The sequence below is a fragment of the Amycolatopsis sp. NPDC004625 genome (assembly GCF_040609695.1).
Taxonomy (GTDB): Bacteria; Actinomycetota; Actinomycetes; order Mycobacteriales; family Pseudonocardiaceae; genus Amycolatopsis.
The window spans coordinates 25,288-44,839 of the sequence record NZ_JBEXKX010000043.1 but is presented as its reverse complement, the minus strand read 5'-3'; the positions used below and the strand labels follow the sequence as shown (position 1 = coordinate 44,839).

General features: G+C 72.0%; 17 protein-coding genes. 15 read left to right on the top strand and 2 right to left on the bottom strand.

Annotated features, from left to right (window positions below; genetic code table 11):
* Positions 1-556: 556 nt before the first annotated feature.
* The 8 genes from ssd (at position 557) to ABZW17_RS35920 (ending at position 6,802) form a co-directional block, all read left to right on the top strand.
* Positions 557-1,627, top strand: coding sequence for a septum site-determining protein Ssd (gene ssd / locus ABZW17_RS35955; RefSeq protein WP_354824039.1), 1,071 nt, complete (start codon positions 557-559; stop codon positions 1,625-1,627).
* 436 nt (positions 1,628-2,063) lie between these two features.
* Positions 2,064-3,209, top strand: a complete 1,146-nt coding sequence (locus ABZW17_RS35950; protein WP_354824037.1) for a TadA family conjugal transfer-associated ATPase — start codon at positions 2,064-2,066, stop codon at positions 3,207-3,209.
* A 13-nt stretch (positions 3,210-3,222) separates the two neighbouring features.
* Positions 3,223-3,981: a type II secretion system protein gene (locus ABZW17_RS35945; RefSeq protein ID WP_354824035.1), complete on the top strand. Its 759-nt coding sequence runs from the start codon at positions 3,223-3,225 to the stop codon at positions 3,979-3,981.
* Positions 3,978-4,700 carry a type II secretion system F family protein gene (locus ABZW17_RS35940; RefSeq protein ID WP_354824033.1) on the top strand — a complete coding sequence of 241 codons (723 nt, stop codon included), beginning with the start codon at positions 3,978-3,980 and terminating at the stop codon, positions 4,698-4,700. The genes ABZW17_RS35945 and ABZW17_RS35940 overlap by 4 nt, the downstream gene beginning before the upstream one ends.
* A 23-nt stretch (positions 4,701-4,723) precedes the next feature.
* Positions 4,724-4,900, top strand: coding sequence for a DUF4244 domain-containing protein (locus ABZW17_RS35935; RefSeq protein WP_354824031.1), 177 nt, complete (start codon positions 4,724-4,726; stop codon positions 4,898-4,900).
* 20 nt (positions 4,901-4,920) lie between these two features.
* Entirely contained in the window at positions 4,921-5,256 is a 336-nt protein-coding gene (locus tag ABZW17_RS35930; protein ID WP_354824115.1) for a TadE family type IV pilus minor pilin, read from the top strand.
* Positions 5,243-5,602 (top strand): Rv3654c family TadE-like protein, encoded by a 360-nt coding sequence (locus tag ABZW17_RS35925; protein ID WP_354824029.1) that lies wholly within the window; start codon positions 5,243-5,245, stop codon positions 5,600-5,602. The genes ABZW17_RS35930 and ABZW17_RS35925 overlap by 14 nt, the downstream gene beginning before the upstream one ends.
* 582 nt (positions 5,603-6,184) lie before the next feature.
* A complete protein-coding gene (locus ABZW17_RS35920; RefSeq protein ID WP_354824027.1) occupies positions 6,185-6,802 on the top strand; it encodes a bifunctional DNA primase/polymerase in 618 nt (205 codons plus the stop codon).
* A gap of 83 nt (positions 6,803-6,885) precedes the next feature.
* Here ABZW17_RS35920 and ABZW17_RS35915 read toward each other — a convergent pair whose 3' ends face one another.
* Positions 6,886-9,693 carry a DEAD/DEAH box helicase gene (locus tag ABZW17_RS35915; RefSeq protein ID WP_354824113.1) on the bottom strand — a complete coding sequence of 936 codons (2,808 nt, stop codon included), beginning with the start codon at positions 9,691-9,693 and terminating at the stop codon, positions 6,886-6,888.
* A gap of 349 nt (positions 9,694-10,042) precedes the next feature.
* On the opposite strand from ABZW17_RS35915, the gene ABZW17_RS35910 reads away from it, so the two are divergent.
* From ABZW17_RS35910 to ABZW17_RS35900, 3 genes are all read left to right on the top strand, one after another.
* The gene (locus tag ABZW17_RS35910; protein WP_354824025.1) at positions 10,043-12,307 is read left to right on the top strand and encodes a sodium-translocating pyrophosphatase; all 2,265 of its coding nucleotides are present in this window, start codon (positions 10,043-10,045) and stop codon (positions 12,305-12,307) included.
* Between the two features lie 146 nt (positions 12,308-12,453).
* The gene (locus tag ABZW17_RS35905; protein ID WP_354824023.1) at positions 12,454-13,038 is read left to right on the top strand and encodes a hypothetical protein; all 585 of its coding nucleotides are present in this window, start codon (positions 12,454-12,456) and stop codon (positions 13,036-13,038) included.
* 51 nt (positions 13,039-13,089) lie between these two features.
* On the top strand, positions 13,090-13,734 hold the full coding sequence (locus tag ABZW17_RS35900; protein WP_354824021.1) for a hypothetical protein: 645 nt from the start codon (positions 13,090-13,092) through the stop codon (positions 13,732-13,734).
* 18 nt (positions 13,735-13,752) lie between these two features.
* On the opposite strand, the gene ABZW17_RS35895 is transcribed toward ABZW17_RS35900, so the two are convergent.
* A complete protein-coding gene (locus ABZW17_RS35895; protein WP_354824019.1) occupies positions 13,753-14,559 on the bottom strand; it encodes a serine protease in 807 nt (268 codons plus the stop codon).
* Positions 14,560-14,855: 296 nt separating this feature from the next.
* Between ABZW17_RS35895 and topA the strand changes: the two genes are divergently transcribed.
* From topA to ABZW17_RS35875, 4 genes are all read left to right on the top strand, one after another.
* Positions 14,856-17,717, top strand: coding sequence for a type I DNA topoisomerase (gene topA, locus ABZW17_RS35890; protein WP_354824017.1), 2,862 nt, complete (start codon positions 14,856-14,858; stop codon positions 17,715-17,717).
* A 118-nt stretch (positions 17,718-17,835) separates the two neighbouring features.
* Entirely contained in the window at positions 17,836-18,444 is a 609-nt protein-coding gene (locus ABZW17_RS35885; protein ID WP_354824015.1) for a hypothetical protein, read from the top strand.
* An 86-nt stretch (positions 18,445-18,530) separates the two neighbouring features.
* The gene (locus ABZW17_RS35880) at positions 18,531-19,328 is read left to right on the top strand and encodes an ESX secretion-associated protein EspG (RefSeq protein WP_354824013.1); all 798 of its coding nucleotides are present in this window, start codon (positions 18,531-18,533) and stop codon (positions 19,326-19,328) included.
* A gap of 10 nt (positions 19,329-19,338) precedes the next feature.
* Positions 19,339-19,524, top strand: coding sequence for a hypothetical protein (locus ABZW17_RS35875; protein ID WP_354824011.1), 186 nt, complete (start codon positions 19,339-19,341; stop codon positions 19,522-19,524).
* The last annotated feature ends 28 nt before the right edge of the window (positions 19,525-19,552 follow it).

Sequence of the window (19,552 nt, the reverse complement as noted above, 5' to 3'; positions counted from 1 at the left end):
GCCGGGCGGAAAATCCATGACAGGCAGGCACTTCGGGCGCGCTGTGCCGTTATCGAACTGTGTGCCTCGCCCGCCGCGCGAACCGGCGCTCGGCGGAGTTACAGTGAGGGAGCCCGGTGTCCAACCGGGCCGGTTCAGTCCGACCCCCCGGGGCTGAACCCACGGCGGCCCCCGTCCCTCCCCCCTGGCGGGGGCCGCCCTCTTACCTTCCGTTTGCCTTCGCGGCTTTCCTTTTCCCTGCGCGGATTCCGGCCGAGCCGATCTTCTTGCCTTCTTCTTACCTTCGGCGATTTCCGTCGCCGCGCGGGTGCCGTTGGTGATCGAAGCCGGATGCGGATATCCGGGCTTGTTTCCGCCGCAGGTGCGTCGCGGGCGGGCGCGATCCTGCCACACCCCACCGACAGAACCGCCCGGCGAGCGGTTCCCGGGCACAAGTTGTCCACAACACCCCGGTTGTCCACAGCCGGCCACCCACCCCGTTGTGCCGCCCCACCCCCGCCCGCGACGGTGGAAGCCGGGCCACCCACGGCCCGCACCGACGACGGGGGAGGAACGCATGACGGGGGAACGACCGCTGGTGGTCGCCGCGGACGAAACCGTGCTCGACGAGATACTGCGCGTGGCGGCGGTCGCGGGCTGCGAACTCGACCGGGCACCGGACCTGACCGCGGCCCGCGGGCACTGGGCACGGGCGCCACTGGTGGTGCTCGACGAGGAAACCGCGCGGCTGGCACCCGTGCTGCCGCGGCGCAGCGGGGTCGTCCTGGTCTGCAAGGGCAGCCCGGGCACGGCGACGTGGGAGCACGCGTTCCGCTGCGGCATCGAGCGCGTGATTTCGTTGCCGGACGAGGAGACCGAGCTCGCCGGCACGTTCGCCGACGTCGTCGAGACCCCGGCGGAGGAGGCCGGGCTGGTGCTCGGCGTGGTCGGCGGCCGGGGCGGCGCGGGCGCATCCGTCTTCGCGGCGGCGCTGGCCCTGGCGGCCGACCGTGCCCCGGGCGGCGCCCTGCTGGTGGACTGCGACCCGCTCGGCGGCGGCCTGGATGTGTTGCTGGGCTTGGAAAAGACCCCCGGCCCCCGCTGGCCCAACGTCCGTTTGAGCGGCCGCATCTCGGTGTCGTCCCTGGCGGCGGTCCTGCCACACCGGAGACATCGCGGCGGCAGCCTCCCGGTCCTCGCGTGCGGTAAAGAAGGCGAAGGGCCGGCGGTCGAGTCGCTGTCGGCGGTGGTGTCCGCGGGCCGCCGGTCGGGCCGCACGGTGGTGTGCGACCTGCCCCGCTCTCTCGGCGGCGCGGCCGCGGAAGCGGTTGCGGTGGCCGACATGGTGGTCCTCCTGGTGCCGACGGAGGTCCGAGCCTGCATGGCGGCAAAGCAGGTCCTGCGCGGTCTGTCGGACCTGACGGCCCGCCTCGGCGTGGTCGCGTGTGGACGGTCGAGGGCAGCATCCGCCACCAGAACGGCGGCCCTCCTCGGCCCGCCCCTCCTGGCCACAATGCGCCCGGAGCGCGGCCTGGCAGCCGAGGTGGAGCGCGGCGAGTTCCCGGCCAAGCCATCAGGCCCCCTGGCCGAAGCGGCGGCGAGGGTCCTGGCCACGGCCCGTCACGAAGCCCGGACGGCCTCCCGATGACGACACCCGCCGACCTCCGCCCGCCAAGCCGCCCGGTCGCGGTGGGCGAGCTCCTGCTCCCAACGGTCCTGCACCTGACAACAAGAGGTGCCCAGAGCGCGGCGAACTTCTCAACGCTGCTGGCATCCGCGCCCGGCCACCCACCCGAAACGGCAGCCGGGCCCGCCGGTCCTGCGTCGCCGCCTGAACCGCCCCGAGCACCGTCGCGCCCGGCAAGTCCCGCGGAGGCTCGTGCCGGCACTCGCGTCACGGCTTGCGTCAGCCCGCCCGGAGCGTCGGCTGGGGCCGCTGGTGCGGAGGAGCCCGGCCCGCCGGCGATGCGTGCCCGCACCCGCGTCACGGCCCACGCACCACAGGCCCCGGCGAAAGCCGCTGGCCCGCGTGCGCAGAGCACCCGTGTCACCCCGACCCGCAACCCAGCCAAGGCGGTGACCTCATGACAACCGACTTCGTCGACCGCGTCCGCAACCGCCTCGCCGGCGACCGCCGCCAGGCCGACCCGATCGCCGTCGCCACCGCGGTCCGCGCCGAAGCCGGCGGCGTCCTCGGCCACGACGCCGCGCTCGACGCGGCCCGCCAGGCCCGCGACGAGTTCGTCGGGCCCGGCCCGCTGGCCCCGCTCCTCGACGACCCGGCGACCACCGACGTGCTCGTCACCGGCCCGGACGAGGTCTGGACGGACGGCCCGGCCGGCCTCACGCGCACCGGCATCCGGTTCGACGGCGAGGAGTCCGTCCGCCGGCTCGCCCAGCGCCTCGCCCTCGTGGCGGGCCGGCGCCTCGACGACGCCCAGCCGTACGTGGACGGCTGGCTACCCGGCTCCGGCCCCCACGGCCGCATCCGCCTGCACGCCGTCCTCCCGCCGATCGCGGCCGGTGGCACGTGCCTGTCCCTCCGCATCCTCCGCCCGGCGACGCACGACCTCACCACCCTCGGCGAACTGGGCGCGTTCGACGCCGAGGGCGCGAAACTCCTCCGAACCGTCGTCTCGCGGCGGATGGCCTTCCTCGTCACCGGCGGCACGGGCGCGGGCAAGACCACACTCCTAGCCGCGCTGCTGGGCGCAGTCGACCCGGCCGAGCGGATCGTCTGCGTCGAAGACGCCGGCGAGCTCCGGCCGGCGCACCCGCAGTTCGTCAGCCTGCTCGCCCGTCCGGCCAATGTGGAGGGTGCGGGCGCGGTCGGCCTGCCCGAGCTCGTGCGCCAAGCGCTGCGCATGCGCCCGGACAGGCTGGTGGTCGGCGAGGTCCGCGGCGCCGAGGTCGGCGCCCTGCTCACGGCGCTCAACACCGGCCACGACGGCGGCGCGTGCACGGTCCACGCCAATTCCCCGGCCGAGGTGCCGGCCCGCATCGAGGCGCTGGCCGCACTCGGCGGCCTCGGCCGCGACGCGGTGCACAGCCAGCTGGTCGCGGCGATCCGCGTGGTGCTGCACATGCGGCGCGAACCGGGCGGCCGTCGACGCCTGGCGGAAGTCGGCGTACTCCGCACCGAGCGCGGCCGTGCTCGGGTCGTGCCGGTGTGGCGCGCAGGCCGCTGGACGGTCGACCGCCACCTCTTCGCAACGGCATCTCTCTGCTGACCAGGAGGCAGTGATGATCACCCCATGGGTCCCGCTGTGCGCGGGAGCGGCCCTGGCCTGCTGGCCCGCAGCACCGACCCGCCTCCAGGCGGCGCTCGAGCCACCGGCGAAGGTCCGGATCCCCGACGTGTGGCGCACCATCCGCTGGCTGCTCCCGGCCGCCCTCGCGGGACTGCTCGCCGGTCCCGGTGGCGCGATCGCGGCCGGCGTCCTCACGCTGGCGTGGCGCCAGGAATGGCGAGCCCACCGCCGAGCCACGGCAGACCTGACAACGGCGGCGCAAACGGCAACGGCGTTGCGGACGATGGTGGCGGAGCTCCGAACGGGAGCCCACCCGGTAACGGCGGCAGAAGCAGCAGGGGCCGCCGTCCCGCCGCTGGCGGCCGACCTCCAAGCCCTGGCAACGGCGGCCCGCCTCGACACTGAGCTGAGCGCACCGGCCTTCCCACAGCTGGCAGCAGCCTGGAAGTTGGCCAAGCGCCACGGCCTCCCGATGGCCGACGCCCTGGACGCAACCCGCCGCGACGCCGAAGCAGCCCTGACCTTCGCCCGCCGAGCCCGCGCAAAGCTGGCCGGCCCCCAGGCGAGCGCGGCGGTGCTCACCGCCCTCCCGGCCCTGTGCGTGCTGCTGGGCCAGCTCATGGGCGCAGCGCCGCTCCCCGTGCTGGCAGACAGCACGCCCGGTCAGATCCTGCTGGTCACGGGCAGCACCCTGCTTTGGGCCGGCACGGCCTGGTGCCGAGCCCTGACGGCAAAGGTGCGTGTCCGATGACCGCGGCCGCCCTCCTCTTATTCGTCGGAGCCCTGCTCAGCTGGCCGGACAACACAGTCGCGCGGCGCTTCTCCTGGCTGACCGGCGCCGCGAAACCCGACCCCGCCCGGACGTGGCACCGCGCCGTCCCCCACACGGCGGTCATCATCGGCGGCGCCTCCGCAGCGGTCCTGATCGGCGGAATCACCGGCGCGGCGCTGGGCGCGATCCTCACCGCGAGCGGCTGGTGGGCGATCCGCCGGGCCCGCCGTCCGCGTCCACCGGCCATGGACATCGCCGCCAAGTTGCGGCTGGCAGGCACGCTCGACCTCCTCGCCGCGTGCTTGCGCGCCGGGCTGCCGGTGCCGTCGGCCCTTGACGCCGTGGCCGGCACGGCGCCCGTCCCCGTCGATGCGGCGCTGAGTTCCACCGCCGGGCTGCTCGCTCTCGGCTCCCGGCCGGACGAGGCGTGGGCGCCGGTGCGAACGGTCCCGGGCCTCGGCGAGCTGGCGGCCGCGGCGATCCGGACGTCCCGGTCAGGTGCCGCCTTCGCCGCATCAGCAGGCGACCTCGCCGGCCGGATCCGCGACGAGCTGTCCACCGAAGCGGAGGAGCGCGCCGAGCGGGCCGGCGTGGCGCTGGCCCTGCCGGTCGGCCTGTGTTTCCTGCCCGCCTTCTTCTGCCTGGGCGTGCTGCCGGTCGTCCTCGGCCTGGCCGGACGGCTCGGCCCGCTCCTCTGACCACAAGACTGAAGGGAAACCCCATGCGCACGTTCCGCCGCCGACCTCGGTCGGATGACGGCTCCACGACGGTCGAGTACGCCATCGTCACCGTCGCCGTGGCGGCCTTCGCCGCGGTCCTCTACTCCCTGCTCACCGGGGATTCGGTCGTCTCGTGGCTGACGAACCTGGTCATGAGGGCGTTGTCGGTGCCGTCATGAGCCGCCGCGACGAAGGCTCGGTGACCGTCGAGGCGGCGCTCGGTCTGGCCGGCCTGACGGTGGTCACGGTGCTGCTGATCGCGGGCCTCGCAACCCTGACGAGCCAGTTGCGCTGCACGGACGCAGCCCACGAGGCTGCGCGGCTGCTGGCCAGGGGCCAACCCCATGAGGCCGCAGCGGCGGTCCACCAGATCGCGCCACCGGGCGCGAACCTGACGTTCCAGCACGTCGGCGACACCATCACGGTGCAGGTGACGGCCCTCCCGGCAGGCGGCCTCCTCCCGGCGGTGCACCTGAACGCCACGGCATACGCGGTGGCCGAGCCAGGAACGGAGGCGGCGAATGCCCCAGGCTGACCACCCACCACCCGACAGCGGAGCGGCGACGATCTGGACAGCGCTGGCGGTAACGGCCCTGGCCGGAGTAGCAGTGCTGGCATTCTGGCTGGCAGCGGCGGTGACCGCCCGCCACCGAGCCGAGTCGGCAGCCGACCTGGCCGCCCTCGCCGCGGCTTCGCACGCCGCGGAGGGCCCGACCGAAGCCTGCGAACGCGCAAGGTGGGTGACGACCCGGATGGGAGTCACGCTCCTGACCTGCCGATGGCAGCGACTGGACGCCCTGGTCGAGGTCGAGGCACCAAGCCCCGGTCTCGTCGGCCTGCCCAACTCGTCGGCCCGTGCCCGAGCAGGCCCCACCGGCTGACCGTGGAGGCCGCCGGAACCGCTAGCCCTCATCTCAAGGGGCTGCCCACCCATGGCTACCTGAGGGGTGGCGCGGGCTCACACGTCGACCACCCGCCTGCGTCCGAGCGGCCCCGCGGTCGGCCCCCGCCGTTTGGGCGGCCCTCGCCTCCGCGGCGCGCCCGGCGGTGCCGTCCGCCGGACGCCGACCGGTCGGTATGCGGCGGTGACCGGCTGGTCCGCCGGGCCTGGCGATGAGCGGCCGATTGTCACGGGCAGCGGTCGTTGGTGCACGGCGAGCGGTCGAATCCGCTGCTCACCTGGGCCGAAGGGGGGCACGCCGGCCCCTGACCGCGCCTTCGAAAAGCGAAGGATCCTGGGCTTTCGCGCGACGAACGGTCCGTGTGTGGTTGCCGTTTACCGTCCATCCGCGCCCGGGCGTTCGGTCGGGCCGTATGGATCACTGGGCGTTCATCGCCCCGTAACCACCGGTTGTCGCGCGGGGGTTCCGGGCAATGTGCAACTTGCCGTTAAGTGAGATGTGCGACACCACGGCAGGGTTTAGCCGGGTCGCGGCGAACCGGAACCTTAAGGCAGGAAGACAATGTTGGACGCGAATTGGCCGGACAGCTGGCGCGGCGCCTTCCGCATCGAACTGCGGGCGGAGGCGATCGGACTCGCTTGGCGCGGCTGGCCGGTGCTCCCGGGCGTCAACCCCGCTCCGCTCACCGACGGCGACGACCTCACCTGGCGCCGTCCCGTTCCGGCCAGCGACGCCTGGCGTGAGCAGCTGGGCACCCACGCCCACGAGGTCGCCACCTGGTTCTCCGACCGCACGCACAGCCTGCTCGTCGCCACCGGCACCGTGCTCGACGCCATCGAGGTCGACGACGAACTCGGCAAGCGCGCCTGCCGCCTCCTCCGCGCCCTCGGCCACCCGGCGCCGATCATCGCGCTGCCGAACGGCCGCTGGCTGTTCCTCACCACCGTCGCCGACAGCGTTCCGGCCGAGCTGGCCGAGCGCGCCGCCATCCAGTGGCACGGCAAGGACAGCTACATCCCGCTGCCGCCTTCGCCGTTCCAGCACGGTGTCGTGCACTGGCGCGTGAAGCCCGAGGTGTGCGGCTGGCAGCTGCCGGACGCCGCCGAGGTGCACGGCGTTCTCGTGCGCGCCCTGGCCGGCGAGCACGCCCCGCAGCTGGTCCAGTCCGGCGCGGCCTGATCCACCCGACCACCGCCGCCGGCCGGTCCCAGCCCGGCCGAGGCGGAGTACGACACAACTCCATGAACCACGATGTGGCCGTCCTAGGCGCCGTGTTGACGCAACGCCCCGAGCACGGTGTCCAGAACAGCCACTGCCCCCGCCTTGTCCAGCGGATCGTTGCCGTTCCCGCACTTCGGCGACTGGACGCAGGACGGGCAACCCGTCGGGCACTCGCAGGAGACGATCGCCTCCCGCGTTGCGGCCAGCCACGGGACAATCGCGGCATAACCGCGTTCGGCAAATCCCGCACCCCCGGGATGCCCGTCATGCACGAACACCGTCGCCTCCCCGGTGTCTTCGTGCCACGCGGTACTCACCCCGCCGATGTCCCACCGGTCGCACGTAGCGAACAGCGGTAGCAGGCCGATCGCCGCGTGCTCGGCGGCATGCAGGGCACCGGGGACCCGTGCCGGAACCAATCCGGCACCCCCCGGTGCCCTGCCACCCTCGTGAGCGGGCCCCCGACCGCTCGCCAGGGGTTCCTCCCCGGTCCCCACCGGCCCCGCAGATTCGGTCCCCACCCGATGGCCCCCGGTCCCCGCCTCACCATCACCCGAAAAGCCGGAGCCGCCGGCAGCCGCTGAGCCGGCCGCTGCGCGGAAGTGGCTCGCGGAGCCGCCGACGGTGGCCGACGCCGCTGAGCTGGAGCCACCGGCAGCCGCCGACGCCGCGGAGTCACCGGCGGTCGCCGAACCCGCTGAGCTGGAACCGCCGACGGTCGCCGAAGCCGCTGAGTCACCTGCGGCAATGGATTCGCTCCTTGCTCCAGCAGCGTTCAAGCCTCCCGCAGCCGAAGGGCTCACCGCCACACCGGAGCAATCCACCCCGGCGGAGCCCAGCGCATCACCCGAGCCGCCCGCTACGTCGGCGCCGCCGGCACCGGCACCGGCTGAACTGCTCGCATCTCCGGCACCGCGCGCACCGCCACGCCACCCCTTCCCACCCCCGGCAGCCGGCCCCAGCAGCTCCGACGAAACCGTGTACCAAACCGCTCGCGTGTGCAGGCTCTGCTCCGGCAGGTCGAGCGGCGTGTGGTCCAGCACCTCCCCGGACGGCCGCCGCCGCAGGTACCCCACCACCTGGGACGTCACCGCCACCTCGCCGAGGCAGACGCTCACCCCTCCGTAATCCTGCTTCTCCTGGGTGCTCAGCACCGAGATGTCCACGACCTCACGCGGTGTCGTCGTCCAGTCCGGGTTCTCCGCGTGCACCAGCGCCAGCCCGGTCTCCAGATCCAGCTCGTCGACGACGTACGACGACCCCTGGTGCAGGTACACCGCGCCCGGGTGGACCGCGAAGCACGCCGAGCCCGGGTCGACCGTTCCGAGCATCCGGCCCGAGTCCGACTCGACCACCGCGATCTGCTCGCCGCCCGTGCCGCGGATGCCGACTTCGGCGTGCGGGCGGTCCCGCGACGTCCAGTACCAGCCGCTCGACCGGCGCCGCAGGAGCTTCTGCTCCGCCAGCTCGGCCAGCACCTCCTGGGCCGCCGCGCCGCCGAACACCTCCAGCTCCGGCACCGTCAGCGGCAGCTCGGCCACCGCGCACGCCAGCTGCGGCGCCAGCACGTACGGGTTCGTGGGGTCGAGCACCGCTGTCTCCACCGGCCGGGACAGCAGCGCCGCCGGGTGGTGCACCAGGTACGTGTCGAGCGGGTCGTCCCGCGCGACGAACACCACCAGCGCCGAGTCGCCCGATCGGCCCGCGCGCCCGGCCTGCTGCCAGAACGACGCGAGCGTGCCCGGGTAGCCCGCCAGCACCACAGCGTCCAGCCCCGCGATGTCGACGCCGAGCTCCAGCGCGTTCGTCGTCGCGACCCCCAGCAGACGCCCCGACAACAACGCCGCCTCGAGCGCCCGACGCTCTTCCGGAAGGTAACCAGACCTATACGCCGCAACGGTTTCCGCCAACGCGGGGTCCACTTCGGACAATATCCGGCGCGCCCCCAGCGCGGCCAGCTCCGCGCCCCGCCGCGAGCGGATGAAGGCCAGTGACCGCGCACCTTCCACGACCAGGTCGGCGAGGATCCGCGACGCCTCCGCACCCGCCGGCCGCCGGACCGGCGCGCCGTTCTCCCCGGTCAGCTCCTCCAGCAGCGGCGGCTCCCACAACGCCACCGTCCGGGCGCCGCGCGGCGACGCGTCCTCAGTCACGGCGACGCAAGACACGCCCGTCAGCCGCGAAGCGAACGAAGCCGGCGAAGCAGTCGTCGCCGACGCGAGCACGAACACCGGCGAAGCGCCATAGTGCTCAGCCACCCTCCGAAGCCGGCGAAGCAGCAACGCGACGTGCGAGCCGAAGACGCCGCGATAGCTGTGGCACTCGTCGACGACCACGTACCTGAGCCGCCGGAAGAACGTCGCCCACCGGCCGTGTGCCGAGAGGATCCCGCGGTGCAGCATGTCCGGGTTGGTGAACACCCAGTTCGCGTGCGCGCGCACCCAGTCGCGCTCCGCCATCGGGGTGTCCCCGTCGAACGACGCCGCCCGCACCCCGGGTACGTCCAAAGAGGACACCGACCGCAGCTGGTCCGCGCCCAGCGCCTTGGTCGGCGACAGGTACAGCGCGTTCGCCTTCTCGCCCGCCGCGAGCCGGGAGAGCACCGGCAGCTGGTACGCCAGCGACTTGCCCGACGCCGTGCCCGTCGAGACCACGACGTGCCGGCCCTCGTACGCGTGCGAAGCCGCCTCGGCCTGGTGGGCCCAGGGCGCCGAAACCCCGCAGTCACGCAGCGCAGCGACAACCGCCGGATCCGCCCACAACGGCCACTCTGCGTAGCGCGCGGGACGGCCCGGCAGGTCCGCGACGTGCGTGACCGGGTGCTCGCGCGACGGGATGCCGGCGGTCACCCGCCTCAGCAGCCGCTGCCCACGTGTTTCGTCCACCCGCCGAGCTTGGCACAGGGGTCCGACAGTTCCGGCATCCCCAACTGCGCCAACGGATCGGCAACAGAGTGATCGTTCAAGTGAGGAGGCTCACAAGGTAACGGAATGTACCGTCCCCGGGACGGCGTGAAGACGCTGGTTGCGATACCAATACACTCCCGCAATCCACACCCTCTGTGGTGAGCGTCATGTGAGACGTGCATTGCTGCCCGGCTAGCGTGTCGCTCGGTACAGGGTCCATGCCAGCGCCGGCCGTGTCGAACCCTCGGCTTGCCGTCGACGCTGGCGCTCGGCGACGTCTCATGGAGGACGAATGTCACGGCAGTTCCTCGCGGAGGGCGGCGGGAATATCTCGCTCTCCGGAGGTGGCTACACGATTGTCGGTGTAGTCGCCGTGGTCGCGCTTGCCGCACTCGTCATCGGCTACGTCCTGCTCAAGGAGGTGCTGGCCGCAGGCCAGGGCACCGCCAAGATGCAGGACATCGCCAAGGCGGTGCAGGAAGGCGCGGCCGCGTACCTCAAGCGGCAGCGGAACACTCTCGCCATCTTCGGCGTGATCGTGTTCCTCCTGCTCTTCATCCTTCCCGCCGACGACTGGAACGAGAAGATCGGCCGTTCGATCTTCTTCCTGGTCGGCGCGGGTTTCTCGTTCGCGATCGGCTACCTCGGCATGTGGCTGGCGACGCAGGCGAACCTGCGCGTCGCGGCCGCGGCGCGTGAGGAAGGCGGCCGTGAGATCGCCATGCGCGTGGCGTTCCGCACCGGTGGCGTGGTCGGCATGATCACCGTCGGCCTCGGCCTGTTCGGTGCCGCGGTCGTCGTACTGGTCTACACCGGCCAGGCGCCCAAGGTGCTCGAGGGCTTCGGCTTCGGCGCCGCCCTGATCGCGATGTTCATGCGTGTCGGCGGCGGTATCTTCACCAAGGCCGCCGACGTCGGCGCGGACCTGGTCGGCAAGGTCGAGCAAGGTATCCCGGAGGACGACCCGCGCAACGCCGCCACCATCGCGGACAACGTGGGTGACAACGTCGGCGACTGCGCCGGCATGGCCGCGGACCTGTTCGAGTCCTACGCCGTCATGCTCGTCGCCGCGCTGATCCTGGGCAGCACCGCCTTCGGCGTGCACGGCCTGATCTTCCCGCTGATCGTCCCGGCCATCGGTGTCATCACCGCCGTCATCGGTGTCTACATCACCAAGGCGCGCGCGGGCGAAGGCGGTCTGGTCACGATCAACCGCTCCTTCTACATCTCCGCGGTGATTTCCGCGGTGCTGTCGGCGATCGCGGCCTTCGTGTACCTGCCGAGCCGATTCTCCGACTTCGGCGCGGGCTTCGACGGTTCGGGCAACCCGGCGGTCATCGCGACCGTCGCGGTGATCATCGGCATCGTGCTCGCGGCGATCATCCTGAAGCTGACCGGGTACTACACCGGCACCGAGTACAAGCCGGTCAAGGACGTCGGCCAGACGTCGGAAACCGGTGCGGCCACGGTCATCCTGTCCGGAATCTCGATCGGCTTCGAGTCCGCTGTGTACACCGCGCTCGTCATCGGCGCGGCCGTGTTCGGCGCCTACCTGCTGGGCGGCGGCGTCGCGCTGTTCGCCGTGGCGCTGGCCGGTACCGGCCTGCTGACCACGGTCGGCGTCATCGTCGCGATGGACACCTTCGGCCCGGTTTCGGACAACGCGCAGGGCATCGCCGAGATGTCCGGTGACGTCGACGAGAAGGCCGCGCAGATCCTCACCGAGCTCGACGCGGTCGGCAACACCACCAAGGCGATCACCAAGGGCATCGCGATCGCCACGGCGGTCCTCGCGGCGACGGCGCTGTTCGGCTCCTATTCGGACGCGATCACGAAGGCGGTGGGCGTCGGCGGCAGCTTCGTCGCGAACATCGTGACCCCGGCGACCTTGGTCGGCGTGATCGTCGGTGCGGCGGTCGTGTTCATGTTCTCCGGTCTCGCGGTCAACGCGGTGTCCCGGGCCGCCGGCGCGGTCGTTTACGAGGTGCGCCGCCAGTTCCGCGACATCCCGGGGATCATGGAGGGCACCACCCGCCCCGAGTACGGCAAGGTCGTCGACATCGTCACGCGCGACTCGCTGCGCGAGCTGACGACGCCGGGTCTGCTGGCGGTCTTCGCCCCGATCGCGGTCGGCTTCGGTCTGGGCACCGGCGCGCTCGCCGGCTACCTGGCCGGTGCGATCGCCTGCGGCACCCTGATGGCGATCTTCCTCGCCAACTCCGGTGGCGCGTGGGACAACGCGAAGAAGCTGGTCGAAGACGGCAACCACGGCGGCAAGGGTTCGGCCGCACACGAGGCCACCATCATCGGTGACACCGTGGGCGACCCGTTCAAGGACACCGCCGGCCCGGCGATCAACCCGCTGATCAAGGTGATGAACCTGGTTTCCGTGCTGATCGCGCCGGCCGTCGTCCAGCTGACGATCGGTGACAGCGCGAACACCGCGGTCCGCATCATCATCTCGCTGGTCGCGCTCGCCGTGATCGTGGCGGCGATCGTGGTCTCGAAGCGGCGGGGCACGGTCATTTCCGACACCCCGGCCGAGATCAAGGCCTGAGTTCCAGGGTGACCCCCGGGCCCGGCGCGCGGCGACGCGTGCCGGGCCCGGGGCTTGCCGTCCCAGAAAGGCCCGGCGACTTGCGAAGCACCACCGAGTCGGTACCGTCGGGCCTGCCGGGGCGTCGTCGGGCAGGAGGTACGCGAGTGCGGCAGCGGTCGACCGTCTTCGCCGCCCTGGCCACGACGATCTCCTTCTGCCTCGCCGGGTGCGGGCAGCCGGCCACCGAGCCGCCGCCGGACCCGGATCCCCCGGTCACGACCATCGTGCCCCACGCCGATCCCGCGGCGGACTGGGCGGAAAGCTACTGCAACGCCGTGACGCACCTGGTCCGCACGCTCGCCGAACTGCCCGCGGTCGACCCGAGCACGCCGCAGAAGGCGTCCCGGACGTCCAGCGACCTGCTGTCTTCCGTCGTCGGGGGCCTCGACCAGAGCCTGGCCGGCCTGAACGCGCTCGGCGCGCCGCCGGTGCCGTCGGCGGACGCCGGCCGCCGGGACGTCATCCGGCAGTTCGGTGAGATCCGCGCGGAGGCCGAGAGCGCGCGTCAGCGCATCGAGACCGTCCGCGGCAACGCGCCGGCGACGAAGGCCGCCCTCGGCGAGGCCAAGGCGGCGCTCGACCGCATCGACGCCATCGACTACCTCAAGGGCCTCAAGGACGTCCCGGCCCTGGCGGCGGCGCAACAGCGCGCCCCGGCCTGCCGGCAGCTGGATCAACCGGCCGGCTGAAGATCGGCGTGACGCTCGCCACGAATCGAACTTGTGTTCTAGTATGGCGCGGTGGATCGGACGATCTCGCTCTTCTCCGCCGAGGCCAGCGGGCCGGGCCTGGGCGACCTGGCCGGCCTGTTGTGCTGCCACGGCCAGATCACCGGCTTCGGGCGCACCGCCGCCCGGCTGTCGGTGGTCGTCGAGGAGCCGTGGCGCGCCCACGTCCTGGTGCGCGAGTTCCGCTGCCGCGGCGCGGACGCCCAGGTCTCGAAGGCCGACTGCGGCCGTCCGCAGGTGCGCACGTCGTTCCGGGTCGACCTGCTGCCGCTGGCGCTGCGGTGGCTGCGTGAGGGCTGCGCGGGCCCGTTCGAGGACGACTCGGGCAAGGCGGTACCGGCCGGCTTCCGGCTGAGCGGCGCGATGCTGCGGATGTGGGCGTTGGCCGGCGGCCGTCCCGGCACGCAGGGTTACCTGCTGGGCGTCGACCCGCTCGCCCCCGGCATGCACGAGCGGCTGGTCGAGGCGCTGACGCCGTTGGGCGTCGCGGCGAAGCTGACCGGCCCGAAGGCCGAGGTCCCGGCCGTGAAAGTCACCGGGAAACGCCGGCTGGAGGCGCTGCTGGAGCTGATCGGGGAGCCGCCGCCGGGCGCCGAAGCGGCGTGGCCCGGCGCGGAACCGCAACCGCACCCGGAGGCCGCGACGAGCACGGCCTGACCGGGTGCGGCGGGTGCGTCAGGGCCGGGGCAGCGTGCAGCCGGCCTGGGTGAGGGCGATTTCGTTGGCCGCGGTGAGGCACGCGGGAATGCCGTAGGTCTCCTGGCCGTAGTTCGTCTTGTAGTGGACGGTGACGTTGCCGGCCTGGTCGACCTCGCACGGGTTGTTCTCCGTGCAGCGTGCGCCGTCCTCGTTGCCGGTGTTGTTCACGCCGACGACCTTGCCGCCGGAGACGATCGGCGAGCCCGACGTCCCGCCGATGGTCTGGCAGGCGGAGGTGTAGCGGATCGAGTCCTTCCAGGTCCAGCTGCCCTCCTTCAACCGGTAGACGAACCCGTCGATGTTGCAGGAGTAGATGCGCTTCCAGTAGCCGGAGACGACGTCGATCGCCGCGCCCGCCGCCGGGTGCGCGTTCGAAAGTTCCAGGGGCGAGATGCCGTAGCTCGACTTGATCTGCGCGTAGGTGGTGGTGAGCTGGTAGAGCGACACGTCGGTGTCGGTCATCGTGCCGTAGACGATCTTCTTGGCGCGCAGCGTCGCCTTGTTGCTGCCACTGGCGGTGAGCAGCGTGAACGTCCGGCTGGAGGCGCGGTTGGTGATCACCTCGCCGGGCCCGGGGAAGCCGGTTTCCAGGCAGTGCCCGTTGGACATCACGAGCGCGGGCGCGGTGTCGGGCGTCGCGGCCGGCTTGACCACCGACCCCGAGCAGTTGGACAGGGCCACGGTGCCGGCGAAGTTCGCCGCGGCCGCGTTCGCCGGAGTGACCCCCAGCAATACTGTGGCGGTCGCAGCGGTGAACAAGGCGCCGAGCAGGCGTCGGGTCATGGCGGATCCTTTCGGCTGGGCGGGGAAACCAGTGAAGCGGTGACGTCCCCGTGCCCACCACCGTCGAACGGAGGGTATCCGGACGGTCACGCGCTAGGCTGCGCGGGACGTGGCCGAAATCACGTGGCAGGTACGTTGGGGAAACATCGCCGAGGTCAACGGCGATGCGCTGGGCACAGGACCGGCGGCGTGTTGGGCCACCTCCGCGCCGTCCGGGCCGGAACAGCGTGCACACTGGCAGGTCGAGACACGGGCCCTGGCAGGGACGTGGTGCAGTCCCGCGGCGGCGGGACGAGATGAGCGGAGAGCAGGACAGCGTGGCAGGAGCACGGACCAAGAAGAACGGAGCCGCGGCGGGCAACGGCGCCGGGCACCGGCGGCTGGTCATCGTCGAGTCGCCGACGAAGGCCCGCAAGATCGCGCCCTACCTCGGCGGCGGTTACGTCGTCGAGTCCTCCGTCGGGCACATCCGCGACCTGCCGCGCGGTGCCGCCGACGTACCCGCCCAGTACAAGGGCGAGGCGTGGGCGCGGCTCGGCGTCGACGTCGACAACGGCTTCAAGGCCCTCTACGTGGTCACCCCGGACAAGAAGTCCAAGGTGACCGAGCTCAAGGGCCTGCTGAAGGACGTCGACGAGCTCTACCTCGCCACGGACCCCGACCGCGAGGGCGAGGCCATCGCGTGGCACCTCCTCGAGACGCTGAAGCCGAAGGTCCCGGTCCGCCGGATGGTCTTCCACGAGGTCACCGAGCAGGCCATCCGCGCGGCCGCCGACTCGACCCGTGAGCTGGACGCCGACCTCGTCGACGCCCAGGAAACCCGCCGCATCCTCGACCGCCTCTACGGCTACGAGGTCTCGCCGGTGCTGTGGAAGAAGGTCATGCCGAAGCTCTCGGCGGGCCGCGTGCAGTCGGTGGCGACCCGGATCGTGGTCGAGCGGGAGCGCGAGCGGATGCGCTTCACCTCGGCGTCGTACTGGGACATCTCGGCGACGATGGACGCCGGGGAAGAGGCTTCGCCGCGGAACTTCCCGGCCCGGCTGGTCGCCGTGGACGGCGCCCGCCTGGCGACCGGCCGCGACTTCGGCTCGGACGGGCAGCTCAAGGCGTCGAACAACGAGATCCGCGTGCTGGCGGAGGCCGACGCGCGACGCCTGGCCGAAGCGCTGAAGCAGCGTGACTTCAAGGTCTCGAGCGTCGAAGAGAAGCCGTACACGCGCAAGCCGTACGCGCCTTTCATGACGTCGACGCTGCAGCAGGAGGCGGGCCGCAAGATGCGGTTCACCTCGGAGCGCACCATGCGGATCGCGCAGAAGCTGTACGAGAACGGCTACATCACCTACATGCGTACCGACTCCACGACGCTGTCGGAGTCGGCGATCTCGGCGGCGCGCAGCCAGGCCACGCAGCTGTACGGCAAGGAGTACGTCTCGCCGTCGCCGCGCCAGTACACGCGCAAGGTCAAGAACGCGCAGGAGGCCCACGAGGCGATCCGGCCGTCGGGCGAGGTCTTCCGCACGCCGGGCCAGGTCGCGGGCGAGCTGGACACCGACGAGTTCCGGCTCTACGAGATGATCTGGCAGCGCACGATCGCGTCGCAGATGGCGGACGCCAAGGGCACCACGATGTCCGTGCGCATCGTCGGCAACGCGACTTCGGGCGAGGAGTGCACCTTCGCCGCTTCGGGCCGCACGATCACCTTCGCGGGCTTCCTGAAGGCGTACGTCGAGGCCGTCGACACCGAGACCGGTGGCGAAGCCGACGACAAGCAGAGCCGCCTGCCGGTCCTGGAGAAGGACCAGGCGCTGACCGCGGCCGAGCTGAGCCCGGACGGCCACACGACCTCGCCGCCGGCGCGGTACTCCGAGCCGAGCCTGGTCAGCAAGCTGGAAGAGCTGGGCATCGGCCGCCCGTCGACGTACGCGTCGATCATCAAGACCATCCAGGACCGCGGGTACGTCTGGAAGAAGGGCTCCGCGCTCGTCCCGTCGTGGGTCGCGTTCGCCGTGATCGGCCTGATGGAACGGCACTTCGAGCGGCTGGTCGACTACGACTTCACCGCCGGCATGGAGGACGAGCTCGACCGCATCGCCAACGGTGACGAGCAGCGCGGCCAGTGGCTGTCGAAGTTCTACTTCGGCGGCGACATGGGCGTCGACGGCTCGATCGGCCGTCTCGGCGGGCTGAAGAAGCTGGTCGAGGGCAGCGTCGAGGACATCGACGCGCGCGAGATCAACTCGATCCCGCTGTTCAGCGACGAGAACGGGCACACCGTCGTGGTCCGCGTCGGCCGCTACGGGCCGTACCTGGAGCGCGAGGTCGACGGGAACTCGCAGCGCGCGAACCTGCCGGAGGACCTGCCGCCGGACGAGCTCACGCAGGAGATCGCGGAGAAGCTCTTCGCGACCCCGCAGGAGGGCCGCACGCTGGGCACCGACCCGGTGAGCGGGCACGAGATCGTCGCGAAGGAAGGCCGCTTCGGGCCGTACGTGACCGAGGTGCTGCCGGAGATCGAGATCCCCGAAGACGCCACGGCCGCGCAGAAGAAGGCCGCCAAGGCGAAGGCGCCGAAGCCGCGTACGGGCTCGCTGTTCAAGTCGATGGACATCGAGACGATCACGCTGGACGACGCGCTGAAGCTGCTTTCGCTGCCGCGCGTGGTCGGCAAGGACCCGGAGTCCGGGGACGAGATCACGGCGCAGAACGGGCGCTACGGGCCGTACCTGAAGAAGGGCACGGACTCGCGTTCGCTCTCGACCGAGGACCAGCTCTTCTCGATCACCCTCGAAGAAGCGCTGAAGATCTACTCGGAGCCGAAGCAGCGTGGGCGCTCCGCGACGGCGAAGCCGCCGCTCAAGGAGCTCGGCGAGGACCCGGTGTCGAAGAAGCCGATGGTGGTCAAGGACGGCCGGTTCGGCCCGTACGTCACCGACGGCGAGTACAACGCGACCCTGCGGAAGGGCGACGAAATCGAGTCGCTGACCGCGGAACGGGCGTCCGAGCTGCTGGCGGAGAAGCGGGCGAAGGGTCCGGCGCCGAAGCGGAAGGCGCCGGCGCGCAAGCCGGCCGCGACGACGGCGAAGACGGTCAAGGCGGGGACGACGAAGAAGGCGACCACCGCCAAGCGCTCCGGCTCGACGGCGACGAAGGCCAAGTAGAGCGGCGTTTTCACGGCCTCCCCGCCCACTGGCGGGGAGGCCGCTGCCGTCACACCTTCAGGTGACACCTCGAACGCATGTTCGGGAAATTGTCGGTGCTGCCGGGTTCCATGGACGCGTGACCAAAACACCACGCACCGTGCACGCGGTGACCACCAAGATCCTGAAGCCGGTCCGGGCGGCGGCCGCCGGCAGTTCCACCGCCGTGGACCTGATCGAGTCACTGCCCGGCTTCGTCGGCAGCGGCGGCGTCTGCGGCGTCGCCGTCGCGATGTCCGGCGAGCCGTGGACCTCGGCGTTCTACGACGACCGGACCACGTTCGGCATCGCCGGTGACGGCCTTCGCTTGTTCGGGTCCTCGTCGGGCTCGGCGGTGGAGGTGCTGCACGCGGCGCTGGCTCGCCTGGATCCTCATCCGCCGGCGTCGGGCGAGGGCCTGTACCTCGAGGCCGACGAGCGCGGCGTGCTCGAGCCCGAGCAGGAGTGCCTCCTCCTCGACCTGATGGACGACCTGCGGCGGCCCCGGCTCGCCACCGTCCAGTTCGACATCGCCCGTGACGGCGAGCGGCGGCTGTGGGAGGTGCTGGCCTTCGTCGACGACGACCGCGGCCGGCACCTGGCGGCCCTGAGCAGACCGAGGGGCGGCCACCGCCGGCTCTGGTGGCTGCCCGGAAGCGTCGACCGGCTCGCGGAGTTCGTCGACGGGCGGGTGCCGGACCATGGCTGAGCCGCCCGGCGACCGTTCACCGACCGATCTCACCCGCTCGAACATATGTGCGAGAAATTGTCGGTGCCAGGGTGTTCAATCTAGGGGTGAGCAACGCAGTCGCCGTCTTCGACGTCATCGACGAGGTCATCGCCCCGCTCTCGGCCGAGGTGCCGGAGCGGCCCTCGGTGATGGAGTTCTACGACCCGGAGTTCGAGATCCCGCCGGTGCTGGCGGACACCGGACCGCTGCCGGGCCGTCGTCCCACGCCGCCGGCCGCGCGGAGCCTCGCGGACGAGGTGGAGCAGTACACGCGGTTCGTCGCCGGGATGGCCGCGATCGGCCTCGCGCCCGGTGGCGAGGTCACCGCGGAAGCCGTCGGGCTGTACCGGGCGCTGCGCGGCGGCTTCATCCGCGGCGTCGTCACCGGTGTCTTCCCGGCCCGGGCCAAGCCGTGGGAGGTGCGGTTCTTCGGCGACGAGGACTACACGACGGTCCTGCACAAGCTGGGCAACCGCGCGCGGCTGCGGTCGGGGTTCCTCAGCGAGCTGCCGGGCTGGGTGTTCGACGGCCTGCCGGACCGGCCGCCCGGGCCGGGCGAGCACCTGCGCATCGAAACGGACGAGCGCGGGCTGATCCCGCGCCGGTGCGAGCGGGCGGTCGAGCTGATCCGCGAGTGCGCGGCCCGGCCGCGGCTGGGCACGGTGCTGGTCGACCTCGCGGTGCGCAACGCGATCCTGGCCGAGTACCCGCACGGCGCGTTCGGCCTGGTGGACAACGACCTGGGCCGCTACCAGTTCAGCGCCGCGGTCGCCCGCACCGGCCGCTGGACGGTGACGTGGGGACCGGCCTCCCGCAGCACGGCCGAGCAGTGGATCGTCGAGGCGGTGCAGAGCCATGCATGAGGAAGGAGCAGTGCGAACGACGGAAGGCGAGGGCGTGGACAGGGTGGTCGCGGCGGCCCCAAGGGACCTGACGGTGCGCGAGGCGATCCTCGCAGCAGCCGAGCACAACAGCGGCGTCCCGCAGCAACGCCAGGCGTCAGCCGAGCCCGACGAGGGTGAGGAGCGCAGCGCGGCCGAGGGGCGGCGGCATGGCTGAGCGCTCGTTGGTGAGAGGACTGCGCGGG